11 protein-coding genes and 1 pseudogene are annotated in these 15,685 nt (G+C 62.7%); 9 read left to right on the forward strand and 3 right to left on the reverse strand.

The features are described from left to right. Window positions 1-39: 39 nt before the first annotated feature. From ACYZT2_RS07295 to pdxH, 4 genes are all read left to right on the forward strand, one after another. Window positions 40-2,577 carry a beta-agarase gene (locus ACYZT2_RS07295; RefSeq protein WP_461971271.1) on the forward strand — a complete coding sequence of 846 codons (2,538 nt, stop codon included), beginning with the start codon at window positions 40-42 and terminating at the stop codon, window positions 2,575-2,577. Window positions 2,578-2,828: 251 nt separating this feature from the next. Then, window positions 2,829-3,956: a serine hydrolase domain-containing protein gene (locus ACYZT2_RS07300; protein WP_461971272.1), complete on the forward strand. Its 1,128-nt coding sequence runs from the start codon at window positions 2,829-2,831 to the stop codon at window positions 3,954-3,956. Window positions 3,957-4,068: 112 nt separating this feature from the next. Continuing rightward, window positions 4,069-5,163 (forward strand): OmpA family protein, encoded by a 1,095-nt coding sequence (locus ACYZT2_RS07305; protein ID WP_461971273.1) that lies wholly within the window; start codon window positions 4,069-4,071, stop codon window positions 5,161-5,163. Between the two features lie 24 nt (window positions 5,164-5,187). Continuing rightward, entirely contained in the window at window positions 5,188-5,835 is a 648-nt protein-coding gene (gene pdxH / locus ACYZT2_RS07310) for a pyridoxamine 5'-phosphate oxidase (RefSeq protein ID WP_461971274.1), read from the forward strand. A 97-nt stretch (window positions 5,836-5,932) separates the two neighbouring features. Here pdxH and ACYZT2_RS07315 read toward each other — a convergent pair. After that, window positions 5,933-6,037: pseudogene (locus tag ACYZT2_RS07315) on the reverse strand (hypothetical protein); the annotation flags it as partial. A 170-nt stretch (window positions 6,038-6,207) separates the two neighbouring features. Here ACYZT2_RS07315 and ACYZT2_RS07320 point away from each other — a divergent pair. Continuing rightward, window positions 6,208-6,672 (forward strand): outer membrane lipoprotein, encoded by a 465-nt coding sequence (locus ACYZT2_RS07320; RefSeq protein ID WP_052966959.1) that lies wholly within the window; start codon window positions 6,208-6,210, stop codon window positions 6,670-6,672. Window positions 6,673-6,748: 76 nt separating this feature from the next. On the opposite strand, the gene ACYZT2_RS07325 is transcribed toward ACYZT2_RS07320, so the two are convergent. Both ACYZT2_RS07325 and ACYZT2_RS07330 read right to left on the reverse strand, forming a co-directional pair. Then, the gene (locus tag ACYZT2_RS07325; RefSeq protein WP_461971275.1) at window positions 6,749-7,891 is read right to left on the reverse strand and encodes a fatty acid desaturase family protein; all 1,143 of its coding nucleotides are present in this window, start codon (window positions 7,889-7,891) and stop codon (window positions 6,749-6,751) included. Between the two features lie 26 nt (window positions 7,892-7,917). Next, window positions 7,918-9,387, reverse strand: coding sequence for an amidase (locus tag ACYZT2_RS07330; protein WP_461971276.1), 1,470 nt, complete (start codon window positions 9,385-9,387; stop codon window positions 7,918-7,920). A 434-nt stretch (window positions 9,388-9,821) separates the two neighbouring features. Between ACYZT2_RS07330 and ACYZT2_RS07335 the strand changes: the two genes are divergently transcribed. The 4 genes from ACYZT2_RS07335 to ACYZT2_RS07350 all read left to right on the forward strand — a co-directional run bounded on the left by ACYZT2_RS07335 (window position 9,822) and on the right by ACYZT2_RS07350 (window position 15,681). Further along, entirely contained in the window at window positions 9,822-11,582 is a 1,761-nt protein-coding gene (locus ACYZT2_RS07335) for a fatty acyl-AMP ligase (RefSeq protein ID WP_461971277.1), read from the forward strand. After that, on the forward strand, window positions 11,579-12,448 hold the full coding sequence (locus ACYZT2_RS07340) for a LuxR C-terminal-related transcriptional regulator (RefSeq protein WP_461971278.1): 870 nt from the start codon (window positions 11,579-11,581) through the stop codon (window positions 12,446-12,448). Before ACYZT2_RS07335 ends, ACYZT2_RS07340 begins: the two co-directional genes overlap by 4 nt. 350 nt (window positions 12,449-12,798) lie before the next feature. Continuing rightward, window positions 12,799-13,065, forward strand: coding sequence for an acyl carrier protein (locus ACYZT2_RS07345; RefSeq protein ID WP_253553349.1), 267 nt, complete (start codon window positions 12,799-12,801; stop codon window positions 13,063-13,065). Window positions 13,066-13,068: 3 nt separating this feature from the next. Next, complete coding sequence (locus ACYZT2_RS07350; protein ID WP_461971279.1) at window positions 13,069-15,681, forward strand: aminotransferase class III-fold pyridoxal phosphate-dependent enzyme; 2,613 nt, start codon at window positions 13,069-13,071, stop codon at window positions 15,679-15,681. Window positions 15,682-15,685: the final 4 nt, after the last annotated feature.

Below are 15,685 nucleotides of genomic sequence, written 5' to 3' on the forward strand. Positions count from 1 at the left end.
ACTGGCCCATTGATGGTCGCTTGGGAGATCCACGTTCTTATGATTCGCCGTTCGCTGCGCCGTTCGTTACCTGCCGTTTTTGCCTTGATGTTCGCAGCGCCTTTGCTGGCGGCCCCTGCCGGCCAGCAGACGCTGTTCAACTTTGTGCGTCCCGCTGATGTAGTTCAGGTGGCGACCCAGGACGCCAGCCTGCCGCAATCGAACGCGGAGCAAACAGCCGAAGGCGAAGTGCTGCGCCGCGTGACTTTCAATCCGGTCGCCCAGCCGACGTTACGCCTGACGCCGCAGACCGGTGCCTGGGACTGGTCGCAGTCGGGTGTCATGAGCTTGCGGATCCAGAGCGCGATGAACTGGGCCGTGACCTTGTACGTGAAAATCCAGAGCAATGACGGCAAGACCCTGGTCAGCCGTGTCGATCTGCCGGCAGGCCCTGCGCAAACCCTGTTGGTACCACTGCAGCCGAGTACACCTTTGAGCCATGGCATGAAAGCCGGCCCGCCGATGCCGATCACTTTCCAAGGGCAGCGTGTATTGCTGGCCAGCAGTACCGGTGAGCTGGACCGCAGCCAAGTGGTGTCGGTGACCTTGTCGATGGATCAGCCGAAAGTCGCCCAAAGCATCCTGCTCGAACGCTTCGGCGTGCAGGACGGCGAGGCTGTCACCAAGGCCGCTTATGGCGGTCTGGTGGATGCCTATGGCCAATCGACCAGGGCCAAGTGGCCGGAGAAGGTCAGCAGTGACGAGCAATTGAAATCTGCAGCGGCCAAAGAGCAGCAACAACTGAAAACCTGGCTGGCCGAGCGCGAGAAGCAGTCCCTGGACAAGTTCGGCGGCTGGACCAAAGGCCCGGCGTTCAAGGCCAGCGGCTTTTTCCGCACCGAAAAGCGTGACGGCCGCTGGTACCTGGTGACCCCGGAAGGGCATCCGTTCTATTCCCTCGGCGTCAACAGCGTGAACCCAAGCGTCAACCAGACCTACGTCGCCGGTCGCGAGTGGATGTTCGAGTCCCTGCCCAAACCCGACGAGCCCCTTGCCAGCTATTATGGCGAAGGCGACAACCGTGGCGGCAATGGCGCTGATCAGGGCCGAGCCTACAACGCCGGGCGCTGGTACGATTTCTATGGCGCCAACCTGCAGCGTCTGTATGGCAAACCTTGCGCACCGGGCAGCGACACCAAGGCTGGTGTCGCCGAAGCGGCCAAGGCCGATGCGGTCGAGGCAACGGGTGATAAGGCCGCCGAGCAATCAGTCATTCCTGCGGCTACCGAATCCACCGCTGGTGTTGCCGAAGCAGCCAAGACCGGCGCGGTTGAAGCATCGGTCGAAAAAACGGCCGTCGAACCCTGCAAAGTGGTTTTCGACGAAAAACGCTGGTCCAGTCATACCCTTGATCGCCTGCAAGCCTGGGGTTTCAACACCCTCGGCAACTGGAGTGCACCGGTGTTTGGCAACGCTGATCGAGTGCCGTACACCTTGCCGCTGTCGATCGTCGGCGATTACGCCAGCATCAGCACCGGCACCGATTGGTGGGGCGGCATGCCCGACCCGTTCGATCCGCGTTTCGCCATGGCCACCGAGCGCGCCGTGGCCATCGCCGCCCGTGACCATCGCGACGATCCGTGGCTGATCGGTTACTTCGCCGATAACGAACTGGCTTGGGCCGGTCCCGGTGATGACCCGAAGGCCCGTTACGCGCTGGCCTACGGCACTTTGAAAATGACCACCGATGTGCCGGCCAAGCGTGCCTTCCTCAAACAGCTGCGTGATAAGTACCGCAATCAGGCGGGCCTTTCCAAAGCCTGGGGCATTGATCTGCCGGCTTGGGAATTGATGGAAGACCCGGGCTTCGTGCCGCCGCAGCCGAGCGCCGAATACCCGGAAATTGAAGCCGACTTCAAATACTTCCAAAAAGTGTTCGCCGACACCTACTTCAAAACCGTCTCCGACTCGCTCAATTGGCATGCGCCGAACCAGTTGTTACTGGGCGGTCGTTTCGCCGTCAGCACCCCTGAAGCCGTCGAGTCCTGCGCGCAATACTGCGACGTGTTGAGCTTCAATATGTACACCCTGCAACCCCAGGACGGTTATGACTTCGCCCGGCTGCGCAGCCTGGATAAGCCGGTACTGATCACCGAATTCAACTTCGGCTCGGCGGATCGCGGCCCGTTCTGGGGCGGCGTGACGCAACTGGCGAAGGAAGAAGATCGCGGCCCGGCCTACGCCAACTTCCTTAAACAGGCGATGAGCGAACCGTCGATTGTCGGGGTGCACTGGTTCCAGTACCTCGATCAACCGGTGACCGGTCGCCTGCTGGACGGTGAGAATGGGCACTTCGGGCTGGTAGGCATTACTGACCTGCCGTTCCAGGGTTTTGTCGACACTGTGCGCAAAAGCAATTTGCTGACCGTCGATCAACTCGGCAAAGAGGCCGAGAAGGCCAAAGCCGAGGCGGAAAAAGCCGAAGTAGAAAAAGCCACCGAGAACCATGAGGGCGAGGGCGGCAAGCAAGGCGCTGCCGACAAAGGTGCGGAGCAGGGCGCCGGCCATGCGGGTGGACATTCGGGCAATGGTCATTAACAGCTGAGATCGCGTTATCGTTCTTCGCGGGCAAGTCGGATCGCCGCACCGCTCGCTCCTACAGGATTTATGTCGCTCACGAACCAATCTGTAGGAGCGAGGCTTGCCCGCGAAGGCGTCGGTACAGGCACCATAAACATCCAATCATTTCCATGGCCGGGCGACCGCCCGGCCCGACCCTGTTCCCAAAACCCTCAAGGGCTGGAACAATGCGGGCCACTTTGTAGAGCGTTTATCCGGGAGAGTTGTGGGTGCAGATTCAGGGTCATTACGAGCTTAAGTTCGAAGCAGTGCGCGAAGCTTTTGCGGCGCTGTTCGACGATCCTCAGGAGCGTGGCGCGGCGTTGTGCATCCGGATTGGCGGGGAAACCGTTCTCGACCTTTGGGGCGGTACCAGCGATAAGGATGGCACCGAAGCCTGGCACAGCGACACCATTGCCAACCTGTTTTCCTGCACCAAGACCTTCACCGCCGTGACCGCTCTGCAACTGGTGGCCGAAGGCAAGCTGCAACTGGATGCACCGGTCGCTCGCTACTGGCCCGAGTTCGCTGCCGCCGGCAAAGAATCCGTGACCCTGCGCCACTTGCTCTGCCATCAGGCCGGCCTGCCGGCGCTGCGCGAGTTGCTGGCCCCTGAAGCACTTTACGACTGGCAGACCATGGTCGATGCCCTGGCCGCCGAAGCACCCTGGTGGACGCCGGGTGAAGGTCACGGTTATGCGGCGATCACCTATGGCTGGCTGGTCGGTGAATTACTGCGTCGCGCCGACGGTCGTGGGCCGGGTGAGTCCATCGTGGCACGGGTCGCGAAGCCTTTGGGGCTGGATTTTCACGTTGGCCTCGCCGACAAAGAGTTCCACCGCGTGGCGCACATTGCCCGCAGCAAGGGCAACCTTGGCGATGCCGCGGCCCAGCGCTTGCTGCAAGTGACCATGAGCACCCGGGCCTTCACCAACCCACCGTCTATAATGACCAGTACCAACAAACTGGAATGGCGTCGCATGCAGCAGCCGGCCGCCAATGGCCACGGCAATGCGCGCAGTCTGGCCGGGTTCTACGCCGGGTTGCTCGACGGCAGTCTGCTGGAAAGCGAAATGCTCGACGAGCTGACCCGCGAACACAGCGTTGGCGAAGACAAGACTTTATTGACCCGGACCCGCTTCGGTCTGGGTTGTATGCTCGATCAACCGGACGTACCCAACGCCACCTACGGCCTCGGCCCACGGGCGTTCGGTCATCCGGGCGCCGGCGGCTCCATCGGTTTTGCTGACCCGGAATACGATGTGGCCTTCGGCTTTGTGACAAATACCTTGGGGCCGTACGTCTTGATGGATCCACGAGCGCAAAAGCTTGTGCGAGTACTGGCCACTTGTCTGTAAATCACGCTTAAGGGGGCCAGGGCCGGAACCCGAAAGCCTTTGTGGTTTCAAAACGCTGTTTATCCGGGTTAACCCGGTCTGATTTTTCATTACTTCATTTTGTGGATATCCAATGTCATCCAATAAAACTCTCGCCCTGGCCCTGTGCTTCGCCATCACCGGTTGCGCACAAACCCCACAAAATGACGCAGACGGCGGCAGCTGGTGGCCGTTCGGTTCTTCCGACAAGGTTGCGACCAAAGTGCCGGCCCCGGCCCCGCTGAAACCTGCTGCAACAGCCCCCGTCGCCAAGGCTGACAGTGCATCCCCTTGGTACTGGCCGTTCGGTTCCGATGACGCTGCCGACAAAGCGGCCAAGCTGGACGTGAAACCGGAAGTTAAACCTGAAGCCAAGCCGGCCGTTGCAGCCAAGGCTGAAGCCGATGCTGGTGGCAATTGGTGGTGGCCGTTCGGCGGCAAAGAGCAGAGCACTGCCAAAGCCGTGCCGATGCCCGATCCGAAAGTCACCCAAGCCTGGCTCGACGACTACGAACCGCGCCTGCGTGAAGCGATCAAGGACAGCAACCTGAAACTTGAGCGTCGCGAAAACGTGCTGGTCGTCACGGCACCGGTAGAAGGCTCGTTCAACCCTGACCGTCCGTCCATGCTGCTGCCGGTAACACTCGGCCCGTTCACCCGTGTCGCGAAAATCCTCGAAGTCGATCCAAAGACTGCCGTGCTGGTACTCGGTCACAGTGATACGTCGGGCGCCGCACCGGCCAACGTGAAGCTGAGCCAGGAGCGCGCCCAAGCGGTGGCGGCGATCTTCCGTCTCAGCGGTCTGCAGCGTGATCGCCTGATGCTGCGCGGCATGGGTGGCGAGGCGCCGCGTGCCGCCAACGACAGTTCTGAAGGTCGTGCCTTGAACCGTCGCGTCGAGCTGTTGGTGACGCCGGCAAACACCATGGTCGCGTTGCTGAGCAAGTACAACATGCCGGCTCCTGCACCAGTGAAAACGATCGCTGCGCAAGATATCAAGCCAGTGGCCAAGCCTGTGACCCCGGCACCTGCTGCGAAGAAAGCGGCTGTGCCGGCGACGAAAAAGGCACCGGCCAAGAAAGCAGCCGCCAAGGCTCCAGCCAAAAAAGCCGTGGTGAAAAAGACTGCGCCGGCCAAAGCCGCTGTCGACACCAAGAAAGTCGCTGTCGCCGATGACACAAAGAAGTGATTCGTTAACCAAAAGGAATGCGCCATGACCCGGCCCTTGGCAGATATGCGTCGCGACTACACCCGAGATGGCCTGACCGAGGCGCAAGCCCCGGCCGAGCCGTTCGCGCTGTTCCATCAGTGGTTTGCCGATGCGGTGAAAACCGAGCAGGTGCCGGTGGAAGCGAATGCCATGACGCTGGCCACCGTCGATCAGGACGGTCGGCCGCATTGCCGTATTCTGCTGCTCAAGGGCCTGGACGAGCAGGGCTTCACCTTCTTCACCAACTACGAAAGCGACAAGGGTCAGCAACTGGCAGCCAATCCATTTGCCGCCATGACGTTCTTCTGGCCAGCCCTGGAGCGCCAGGTGCGCATCGAAGGGCGGGTGGTGAAGGTCATGCCTGAAGAGTCCGACGCCTACTATCAGGTTCGTCCTCTGGGCAGCCGTCTCGGCGCCTGGGCCTCGCCCCAGAGCCGGGTGATCGCCGATCGCGGAGAACTGGAAGCGCTGCTCAAGAATACTGAGCAACGTTTCAGCGATACCCAGCCTCACTGCCCTGAGCACTGGGGCGGTTATCGCTTGCTACCCGAGCGCATCGAATTCTGGCAGGGCCGTCCGAGCCGTCTGCACGATCGCCTCAACTACCGCTTGCAAGGCGCCGACTGGGTTCGTGAACGCCTGGCGCCGTAAACAGCCTAGTGAGTGAACCGCTTTTTGTAGGAGCCAGGCTTGCCGGCGAAGGCGCACTTAAGAACGCCTTCGCCGGCAAGCCTGGCTCCTACGTGTCCGACAACGCCAGATCGCGGTCCATCCAGCGTTTGATCCGCACGTACAGCCACCCATGGAAGTACAAGCCGGCGACGGTCGTGACGACAATGATGAAGTAATCCATGAAAATTCTTGGGTCAGCGGCGCAGATTTTGTACTTTTGGCGCTACTGTGTGGTGAGTTCGAAAAAGCGCCTGTATCGGGCCTGAATGAAACCAATTTTATCCGGGTGATGTCGTGACAGGCGTCAAGCTGCGGAGTTTAATGGATACCTGTCCTTTGGAGTTTGATGCTATGCGCAAGTCTGTTCTGCTGGTTGCTTCCTTTTCCACGATGGCGATGTTGCTCACTGGCTGCCAATCGAGCCTGACCGGTGACTCCTACTCCCGTGACGAAGCGCGTCGTGTGCAGACGATTCGCATGGGGACCATCGAAGCCCTGCGTCCGGTGAAAATCGAAGGCACCAAAACCCCGATCGGCAGCGCCGCCGGTGCAGTCGTGGGTGGTGTCGGCGGTAGCGCCATCGGCGGCGGTCGCGGCAGTATCGTCGCAGCGGTCATCGGCGCCGTCGCCGGCGGCCTGGTGGGTTCGGCTGCCGAAGAAGGCCTGACCCGTACTCAAGGTGTAGAAATCACCGTGCGTGAAGACGATGGCAGCATGCGTGCCTACGTGCAGGAAGTTCAGCCAAACGAAGTGTTCCGCGTGGGTGAGCGGGTGCGGATCTCCACTGTGGGTGGTACGAGCCGCGTTGCGCACTAAGCGGAAATTTGGGTAAAAGAAAACCCCGATCAGATGAGCTGGTCGGGGTTTTTTTTTGCTGCGGGTCTTGTTTCCTTCAGCGTTGCGCCTGCTGGTGAAACTCGCCGAACGAGACCAAGCGCTGGCGCGCCGGGTCCCACAGCTTGAGCTGCAGGCAGCGGTAGACATCCCGTGGATGCAGCGAAGTGGTGATTGGCGCCTGCAACGCCGGGATCGCCGCCATGGCCTCCGGCAGTCGGTAGAAGGGGATGCCCGAGTTGGCGTGATGCACATGGTGGTAGCCGATATTGGCGGTGAACCAGGCCATGATCGGACCGGTGCGCATATAACTGGAGGAAAAAACCGCGGTGGCAGCGTAGTCCCAGTCGGCGCGCTCGGGGTAACGCACCCCGGGGAAATTGTGTTGGCAGTAGAACATATAGGCTCCCAGCGCCGAGCCGGCCAGGCTGGGGATCAGTACCGAGTACAGCAGGATGTCCGGCGCCAGTAGCGCCAGGGCGACGGCGCTCGCCAGGTTCAGCGTCAGAGCCAGCAGCGACCAGAGCCGATGTCGCGGCTGGGTGATCAGCGAAACCATGCAGATGCTGAAAATAAAGATGCTGAATGATGCCAGCAGAATCATCAGCGGGTGCCTGGCGATGCGATAGCGCAAGCGCTTGAGGCGTCCGGCCTGGGCATATTCCTCAGTGGACAGCAGGGGAAAGGTCCCCAGGTCGGTGTGGGTGGAAAGCAGCGGGAGGCGGTTTTTCTCTGCCCCGACATACTGGCAGCTGTGGCCGTGGTGATAGTCATGGGACTGCTTCCACAGGGTCGGCGGGGCCATCAGCAGCAGGCCGAAGGTCTTGAAGAACAGTTCTGCAAAACGCGAGCCCTTGAGGATCGCGCCATGCATATAGTCGTGATACAGCACGAACATGCGCACCAGGGACAGTCCCAACAGCACGCTGCAGGCCAAGCGCAGCGGCCACCACAAGGGCGTGGCCGCCGCCGCGCCGAACAGCCCGATCACCAGCAGCGTCGAGTAGAAATGCCACCAGCTCAGGCGACGGTTTTCCACGGTGAATGGCAGGGTCTGGCGAATCAGTTCCTTGCCATAACGCGCCAGTTCCTCGCGGCTCAGGTTATCGGTGGGCCAAGGCACCGCATCCCTTAAAGGTTGCTCCGTGCCTTGGGTGCTTTGGCGATAAACGGTGACGGTCGGGGTGTCCAGTGCGCGCATCTTCGGTGCTCTCCTCAGCCTTGGTCTTAGCCGATAACTGCTTCGTGGGAACGGTGCTGCATGAGCAGCTCCGGGCGCCGGTCCTTCCAGGGTCGGGCCTGTTCCAGCTGGCCGGCGAGGCGAAACAGCAGGGCTTCCTCGCCAAAGGCGGCGCTGAGCATCAGGCCGATCGGCAGGCCCGCGGCGTTCCAGTGCAGCGGCAGGGAGATCGCCGGCTGCCCCGAGGCGTTGTGGATGGCGGTGAAAGGGCTGTAGTCGATCAGCGGGCCGTAGGTGTTTTCCAGGTCGCTGGAGTGGATATCCACCACCCCGTTGCGCAACGGCGGTCGGGCCAGGGTCGGGGTCAGCCAGCAATCGTAACTCTGGTGGAAGCGCGCCATTTCCCGGCCGACCTGCTGCAACACCAGCTCAGACATCTGGTACTCCACCGCACTTACGCCGAGGCCGCGCTGGTGTACCGCCCGAGTCAGGTTTTCCAGCTCGCCGGGCAGCGGGCCGCGCCCCAGTTGCAGGCTCATCAGCTCCACGGCGAAGGCGATACCGGAGAACCACAGAGTGCTGAAGGCCTCGGCGAAGCTTTGCAGGTCCAGCTGCGGCGCGGCCTCTTCCACATGATGACCGAGCGATTCGAGCAGGCGCGCGGTGCTTTCCACCGCCGCAATGCAGTCGGGGTGCAGTGGCCGTCCGGCCGGATCGGTGTTGGAGAAAGCGATGCGCAAGCGCCCCGGCTCTCGGCTGACCTGGTCGAGGAAGCGCCCCAGCATCGGAGGGGCGCGGTAGGGATCGCCCGGCACCACGCCGTGGGTGGCATCCAGCAGGGCGGCGCTGTCACGCACGCTGCGGGTCAGTACATGTTCGTCCAGCAGGCCGCTGAGCAGCTCGCCGAAATCCGGGGCCAGGGAGTTGCGCGCCCGGGTTGGCTTGAGGCCGACGAGGCCGCAGCAGGAGGCGGGGATGCGGATCGAGCCGCCACCGTCGTTGCCATGGGCCGCCGGGACCATGCCGGTGGCCACCGCCGCGGCCGCGCCACCGCTGGAGCCGCCGGTGGAGTATTCCAGGTTCCACGGGTTGCGCGCCGGGCCGTGGAAGGCGCCTTCGGTGGTGGGCAGAATGCCGAATTCCGGGGCGTTGCTCTTGCCGACGAATAGCAGCCCGGCCTGGCGAAAGCGGCTGACCAGTTCGCAGTCCTGGGGCATGATCCGCGCCTGCAGCATGCGCGAGGCCAGGGTCGAAGGCAGACCCTGGCAGTCGCCGAGGATGTCCTTGAGCAGAAAGGGCACGCCGTGCAACGGCCCTGTCGGCGCCGCCTTGTCCTGTTCGGCGGCCATCGCCCGGGCCATGTCGTAGGCCTTGTAGACCACGGCGTTGACCATCGGATTGAAGGCTTCGATGCGGCGTATGGCTTCCTCCAGCAGTTCGGAGGGGCGTACTTCCTTTCTTCTGACCAGATCGGCCAGGCCTACCGCGTCGAACGTGGCGTATTCCCTGAAAGACATTCTGTTCTCCCTGTATTGCGCACACTAGTGGGGGGGCGGAACGTTCCCGTTCCGCCGGCATTTTCATGCATGGCTGTTTACAAGCCCGCCTTGCGCAGGCCCGGTTAGCCGTTTCACATCCTTGGAAAAAGGAGGCGACGACCGCGAGCGTGGTGGCAAAAAACCGAGCATGCAGCGAACCCTGGGACGAATATGCGCCGGAGGCGAAAATTGCGGGTATACGCCGTTCGGAGTATTAACTTCGACTGCGTGCTCCCAGAGGATGATCAAGCGCAATGGATGCGCAAGGCCGTAGAAATTCGGGTCTTGCGGGAGATGGCAAATACAGCTGTGGGACATAAATAATAATGACTACGAACGACCACGATAGCGACGTTCCGTATGTGAATTTTTCGGAATGTCTGCAGCGTCACGCACTTAGGATCCCGGACCGATTGGCCTATCGTTTTTTGCAGAATGGGCGAGACGAAGAAGTCCTGATCACCTTCGCTGAACTGGACTGCGCCGCGCGAGCGGCTGCGGCCCGGCTCCAGCTGCATTGCCGGGCTGGAGACCGGGTGTTGATCCTGCTCAAGCCGGGCCTGGACTATGTGATCGTCTTCATGGGCTGTCTGTATGCCGGGATGGTGGCGGTGCCGGCCTATCCGCCGGGGGCAACCAAGACCCTGGATCGGCTGGACGGCATCATCGACGACTGCCAGCCGACGGCAGCGCTGGCCAGTGGCGAGGATGTCCCGATCATTCAGGCCCGGCTCGGCCAGGCCAACAGCCCGCGCGTGCTGGATATGGCGACCCTGGATTTGGCCATGGCCGGCCAGTGGCGCGCGGCCCGGGTGACGCGAGAGGATATCGCTTTTTTGCAATACACCTCTGGCTCCACCGGTGTTCCCAAGGGTGTGGCGGTGACCCACGGCAACCTGATTCACAACTCGCGCAGCATCAGCCGCGGCTTCCTGATCCACAAGGACAGCCATATGGTCAGCTGGTTACCGCCATATCACGACATGGGGTTGATCGGCGGCATCCTGCAATCGCTGTTCGTCGGCTTTGGCTCGACTCTGCTGGCACCGATTCACTTTCTGCAACGGCCATTGCGCTGGTTGCAGGCCATCAGCACCTACCGTGGCACCGTCAGCGGCGGGCCGAATTTCGCCTATGAACTGTGCCTGCGCAAGATCAAGGACGAGGAGCTGGCCGGCCTCGACCTGAGCAGTTGGGAGGTGGCGTTCAACGGCGCCGAGCATGTGCGGGCGCAGACCATTGCCGCCTTCCATGAGCGTTTCGCCCGCGCCGGTTTTGCCAGCACCTCGGCCTTTCCCTGCTACGGGCTGGCCGAAGGCACGCTGTTGGTCTGCGTCGGCGGGACGAAACGCGAACCGGTAATCCGCCAGTTCCATGCCGGGTTGCTGGAGGACAATGTGGCCCGTTTGCACGATGGGCAAGGCGGCGAGGGCGACGATCAATTGCGCCTGCGCACTCTGGTCAGCAGCGGTCGCGGTATTCCGGGGCAAGGCCCGTTTATCTGCGATCCGCATACCGAGCAGCCACTGGAGGACGGACGGGTCGGCGAGATCTGCATCGTCGGCGACAGCATCACCAGCGGTTACTGGCAGCGCCCGGAGAGCACCGCCGCGGCCTTTCGCCCGGCAGCGCCGACGCTCGGCTGGCCCCTGTACTTTCGCACCGGCGACCTGGGTTTTCTGCTCGACGGCGAGCTGTTCGTCACCGGACGGCTCAAGGACCTCATTATCGTCAACGGGGTCAATCACCACCCCGGGGATATCGAGAACACTGTGCTGTGTACCCACGACAGCTTTCGCCCGGACGGCAGCGCGGCCTTCAGCATCGAGGCGGGCGATGGCGAGCAGGTGGTCATCGTCCAGGAAATCGAACGGCGCGCCTTGCGCAGCCTGGATGTGACGCAGCTGTTCAGCGAGCTGAAAGCGCGCCTGTGGCAGCACCACCAATTGGCGCGGCCGGTGCTGCTGCTGGTGTTCGGCGGTTCGTTGCCGCGCACCTCCAGCGGCAAGATCAAGCGCCAGGAATGCCGCAGGCAGTTCGAACCCTGGCTGGCGGCATTCGACAGTACGGCACCGGCCGAAGCCCATCCCCTGGACAAGTCGGTGGTCGCCGTGGAGAGCAACGGCCGGGTGGTGCGTGACCTCACCCTCGACAGTCAGGTCATGGAAGTATGACTAGCCTATTGATCGGCCCGGTGCATGCGCCCAAACCCGCGGCACTGCTGTTTGCCCACCCGACCTTCTGCGAGCCGCGGCTGGAATTGGCCAACCGCCCGCGGACGGTGCTGTCGCTGCCGCCCACCGATAGCCAGCAGCGACTGCAACTGACCGGCGTGCTCAACTCCATCACCTCCGCGCGGACCATCGCCGCGCTCAAGCAACAGACCCAACTGGCCCTGCCGCAGATCCTGCCGTGCGAGAGCTTTGTGTTCGCCAGCGGCCGGATCCGCGCGCACCGGGTGTTCATTTCGCACCTGATCCATTCAGACAGCGGCTGCGACGACCTGATCAAGGCCGTGGTCGGTCACGACGGCATGATTCCACCGCTGGGCATCGACCCCATCGAGCATTGCGGGAGCCCCAAGTTCACTACCCTGGAAAGCCTGGGCAGCCCGGAGGACCAGGTATGGGCGAAGATATTTCGCGAACATGGCGTGCGTAATCTGGGCTGGACGCTGTTGCCCGGATTGCACCGCAACACCTTCACCGGCTACTTTTTTTACAACGTCTCGGCCACTGTGGCCCATGAAAGCAAAATGCGCATGATGGTTTTCGCCCCGTACCTGCACATCGCCCTGAACCGGGCGCTGGGGAGCAAGTTGCTGCGCCATACTCCGGGACCGAACCACGAGCTGTTATCCATCCTGTCCAGCCGCGAAGCGGAGATTTCGCGCTGGGTCGCCCGAGGCAAGACCAACTGGGAGATTGGCCAGATCCTCGGCATCAGCGACAAGACCGTGAAAACTCATCTGCAGAATATCTTCTTCAAGCTCCAGGCTTCGAGCCGGGCGCAGATCGCGGCGCTGTTCTGCTACGAGTGAGTGCCGCCTGCTTTTCTTTTATCCAGTAACCACAAGACAGTGCTGACGCCCTAAGGCGGCGTGTACCTCCCTTTCAGGAGCGAGCTTGCTCGCGAGCGACAGCGCAGCTGTCGCCAAAACGCTGCGCCGGCCACGGCGTCCCATTCACCGCTACTCCTTACGGAGTATTGAGATGAAGCCCCTTGACGCCGAGCATCGGCGGTGTAGCAAACGGCCTGCTGCGGCGGGTTATCCACACTCAAACGCGTTTGCATCAAGACGCCTGTCCAAGCGCTCATCACGCGATTTCACAGCGTGGTGCCGCGGGTCAACGGCCATGCAAAGGAAGCGAAACACGCTGGGAGGCGACTGTGCACATTGACGAAATAACCTTTGCCGTGACCGAAACCCTGGCCAGCCTGCTGGAGGTCGATTTCGGGTCCCTGGACATCGAGCGCTCGTTCCATGAGATGGGCGTCGACTCGGTGCTGATCGTCGGCCTGTCCGCCGAGTTCGAAGACCGTTTCGGCATCTCCCTGGACCCCGAACTGGCCTACCTGCACGACACCGTGAGCAAGGTCAGCCAGCACCTGTACGGCGTCATCAATCAGGGCGCGCTCGGCGCGCTGGGGAGGTAAGTCATGGCGGACTCGTTGCTCAATATCACCCGTCAGGAACTGCTGGAATTCGTCGGTCTTGACGAGACGGTGGTTCGCGCTCAAGGCACCCGTATCGAAACTGCCAGCGGCCAGACCCTGATCGACTTCGTCGGCCAGTTCGGCGCAGTGCCTTTCGGGTATGGCGCGACGCCGATCACCGAGGCGATCCATAACTTTCTGGCCAGCGGTCAACCGTCGCTGGTGCAGCCGCTGATCAATCCTGGCGTCGAGCAACTGGCACGGCGTCTGATCGATCTGGCGCCGGGCATGCACTCCAAGGTCACCTTCACCACCAGCGGCGCGGAAACCGTTGAAGCGGCGATCAAGCTGTGCCGCGCCGCGACCCAGCGCGAGCTGGTGATCGGTACCCTGACCGGCTTTCACGGCAAGACTCAAGGCGCGGTCGCGGTCACCGGCAAGGCCACATACCGCGAGCCGTTCCAGATTCGCACCGACGGTTTCAGCCATGTGCCCTATGGCGACCTGGAGGCTCTCGAAGCGCTGTTGCAGACGCGCCGCGCCGCGGCCTTTTTTGTCGAGGCGGTGCAGGGCGAGGCGGGCATGATCACCCCGCCGCCAGGCTACCTGCTGGCAGCGCAGAACCTCTGCCGCCAGTACGGCACGCTGTTCGTCCTTGATGAAATCCAGACCGGCCTGGGCCGCACCGGAGAACTGTTCGCCGCCACCGCCCATGGCCTGTCGCCGGACGTGGTACTACTCGCCAAGGCTCTGGGTGGCGGGATCGCGGCCATCGGCGCGTGCATCTACGGTGAACAGTGCTGGAGCCGTGATTTCGATCGGCACCACAGCTCGACCTTCGCCGTGAACGGCTTCAGCGCCGCCATTGGCCTGGCCGTGCTCGACCAGCTCACGGCCAATGACGGGGCGCTGCTCAAGCATGTGGCAGAGCAGGGCGCCTATCTGTACGCCGGGCTTGCGCGTTTGGTGGAGACTTATCCCGAGGTCTTCCACAGCCTCGACGGCCGCGGCCTGATGCTTGGCCTGAAGTTTCGCCGCTGGAGCGGCGAGCGCCTCTACACCCTGTCCCTGGCCAGCGCCTTTGGCGCCCTGGTGCCCATCGTCTGCGGCTACCTGAAAAGCCGTCACGGCGTGTACTGCCTGCCGACCCTTACCGAGGGCAACGTGCTGCGGATCCAGCCGCCGCTGTGCATCGAGCGCGCCGATATCGACGTGCTGCTCGAAGGCCTCAAGGCGATGGCCGAGCTGGTGGTGCACAACCAGCAGCACCGGCTGATCCTGGAAGCCCACGGTTATGCCGGACCACGGGGGGCCGTGAGCCCCTGGGTCGCGCCGGGCAAACCGCGCAGCAGCGGACGCTGCCTGGGGCGCTTCGCCTTCCTGTTGCACCCGACCACCGCCGACAGCGTCAACGGCGACAGCGTGGTGGACGGCCTCGGGCTGTCGGCGGCGGAAAAAACCTTTATGCAGGGCTGGCTCGACGACTTCTCCGAATGGGCCAAGCCCGACCTCGACGCCGGCGTGTCCTACCACGCCCGCAGGATCTACAACGATGCCGGCGACTATGTCGAAGGCTGGCTGGTCGGCAGCCTGCTGCAACCGCGGGACCTGATGCGCCTGAGCCTGGGCAAGCGGCGCAAGCTGCTGGGCAACTACCTGGACAGCGTTGCCGGGCTGGAAGTGGATTTCGTCGGGCTGGGGGCCTACACCTCGGTGATTTCCAACGCGGGTCTCGATGTGCTCAACGAGCGCTTCCACACCACCACCGGCAATAGCTTGACGGCCATGGTCGGCGTCGATGCGCTGCTGACCACCTGCGCCAACCGTGGCGTGCCGCTGGCCAAGCGCCTGACCGGAGTGATCGGTGCCTATGGTTCGGTAGGGCGTCTGGCCAGCCTGCGCCTGGGACGCTTTTGCGAGCATCTGGTGCTGCTCGGCAACGCGGCCAACCGTGGCGCCATGGATGAGTTGCGGCTGGTGGGCGGTGAGTTGTACCGCGATGCCTTGTTGCAGATACAGGGCGGCCACAGCACGGGCATCGCCAAGACCCTGGTGCTGCTCCTGCCGAGCCTTGCCAGTGTCGAGCAACTGCTGGACCGCGATCTTGGCGACGATCAGCAACTGCGCGAACTGTTCGACCGTGTCGATGCCTTGGCCCAGGACAAGCCCCAGGTGCAACCGCCGCTGGTGATCACCGCGGACCTGGCGAGCTGGTTGCCGCGCCTGGAAACCGTGCTTTCGGCCACCTCCAACGGTTCGGCCTTCATCGACCCGCTGGCCCTGCACCACAACGCGATCATCTGCGACTGTGCCCAGCCGCCGGATATCGGCCACGCCACGCTGGCGTTGCGCCCGGATGTCACGGTGATCGAAGGCGGGTTGATCCATCTGCCTGATCGCAGCCAACGCTTCGGCCAGCAGAACCTCACCGGTCTGCCCAGCGGCGTGACCTTCAGCTGCCTGGCGGAAACCATGGTCCTGACCATGGCTGGCCTGCAGCGCGACTACAGCATCGGTAAGCGTGCGCCATTGGCGGATGCCGAAGCGATCTTCGATCTGGCCCGTGCCTTCGGTTTCGCTCCGGCGGTGGAGCAACTGATCGAGAAAGCCGGTTAACACT

This window comes from Pseudomonas sp. MDT1-85, assembly GCF_054898065.1.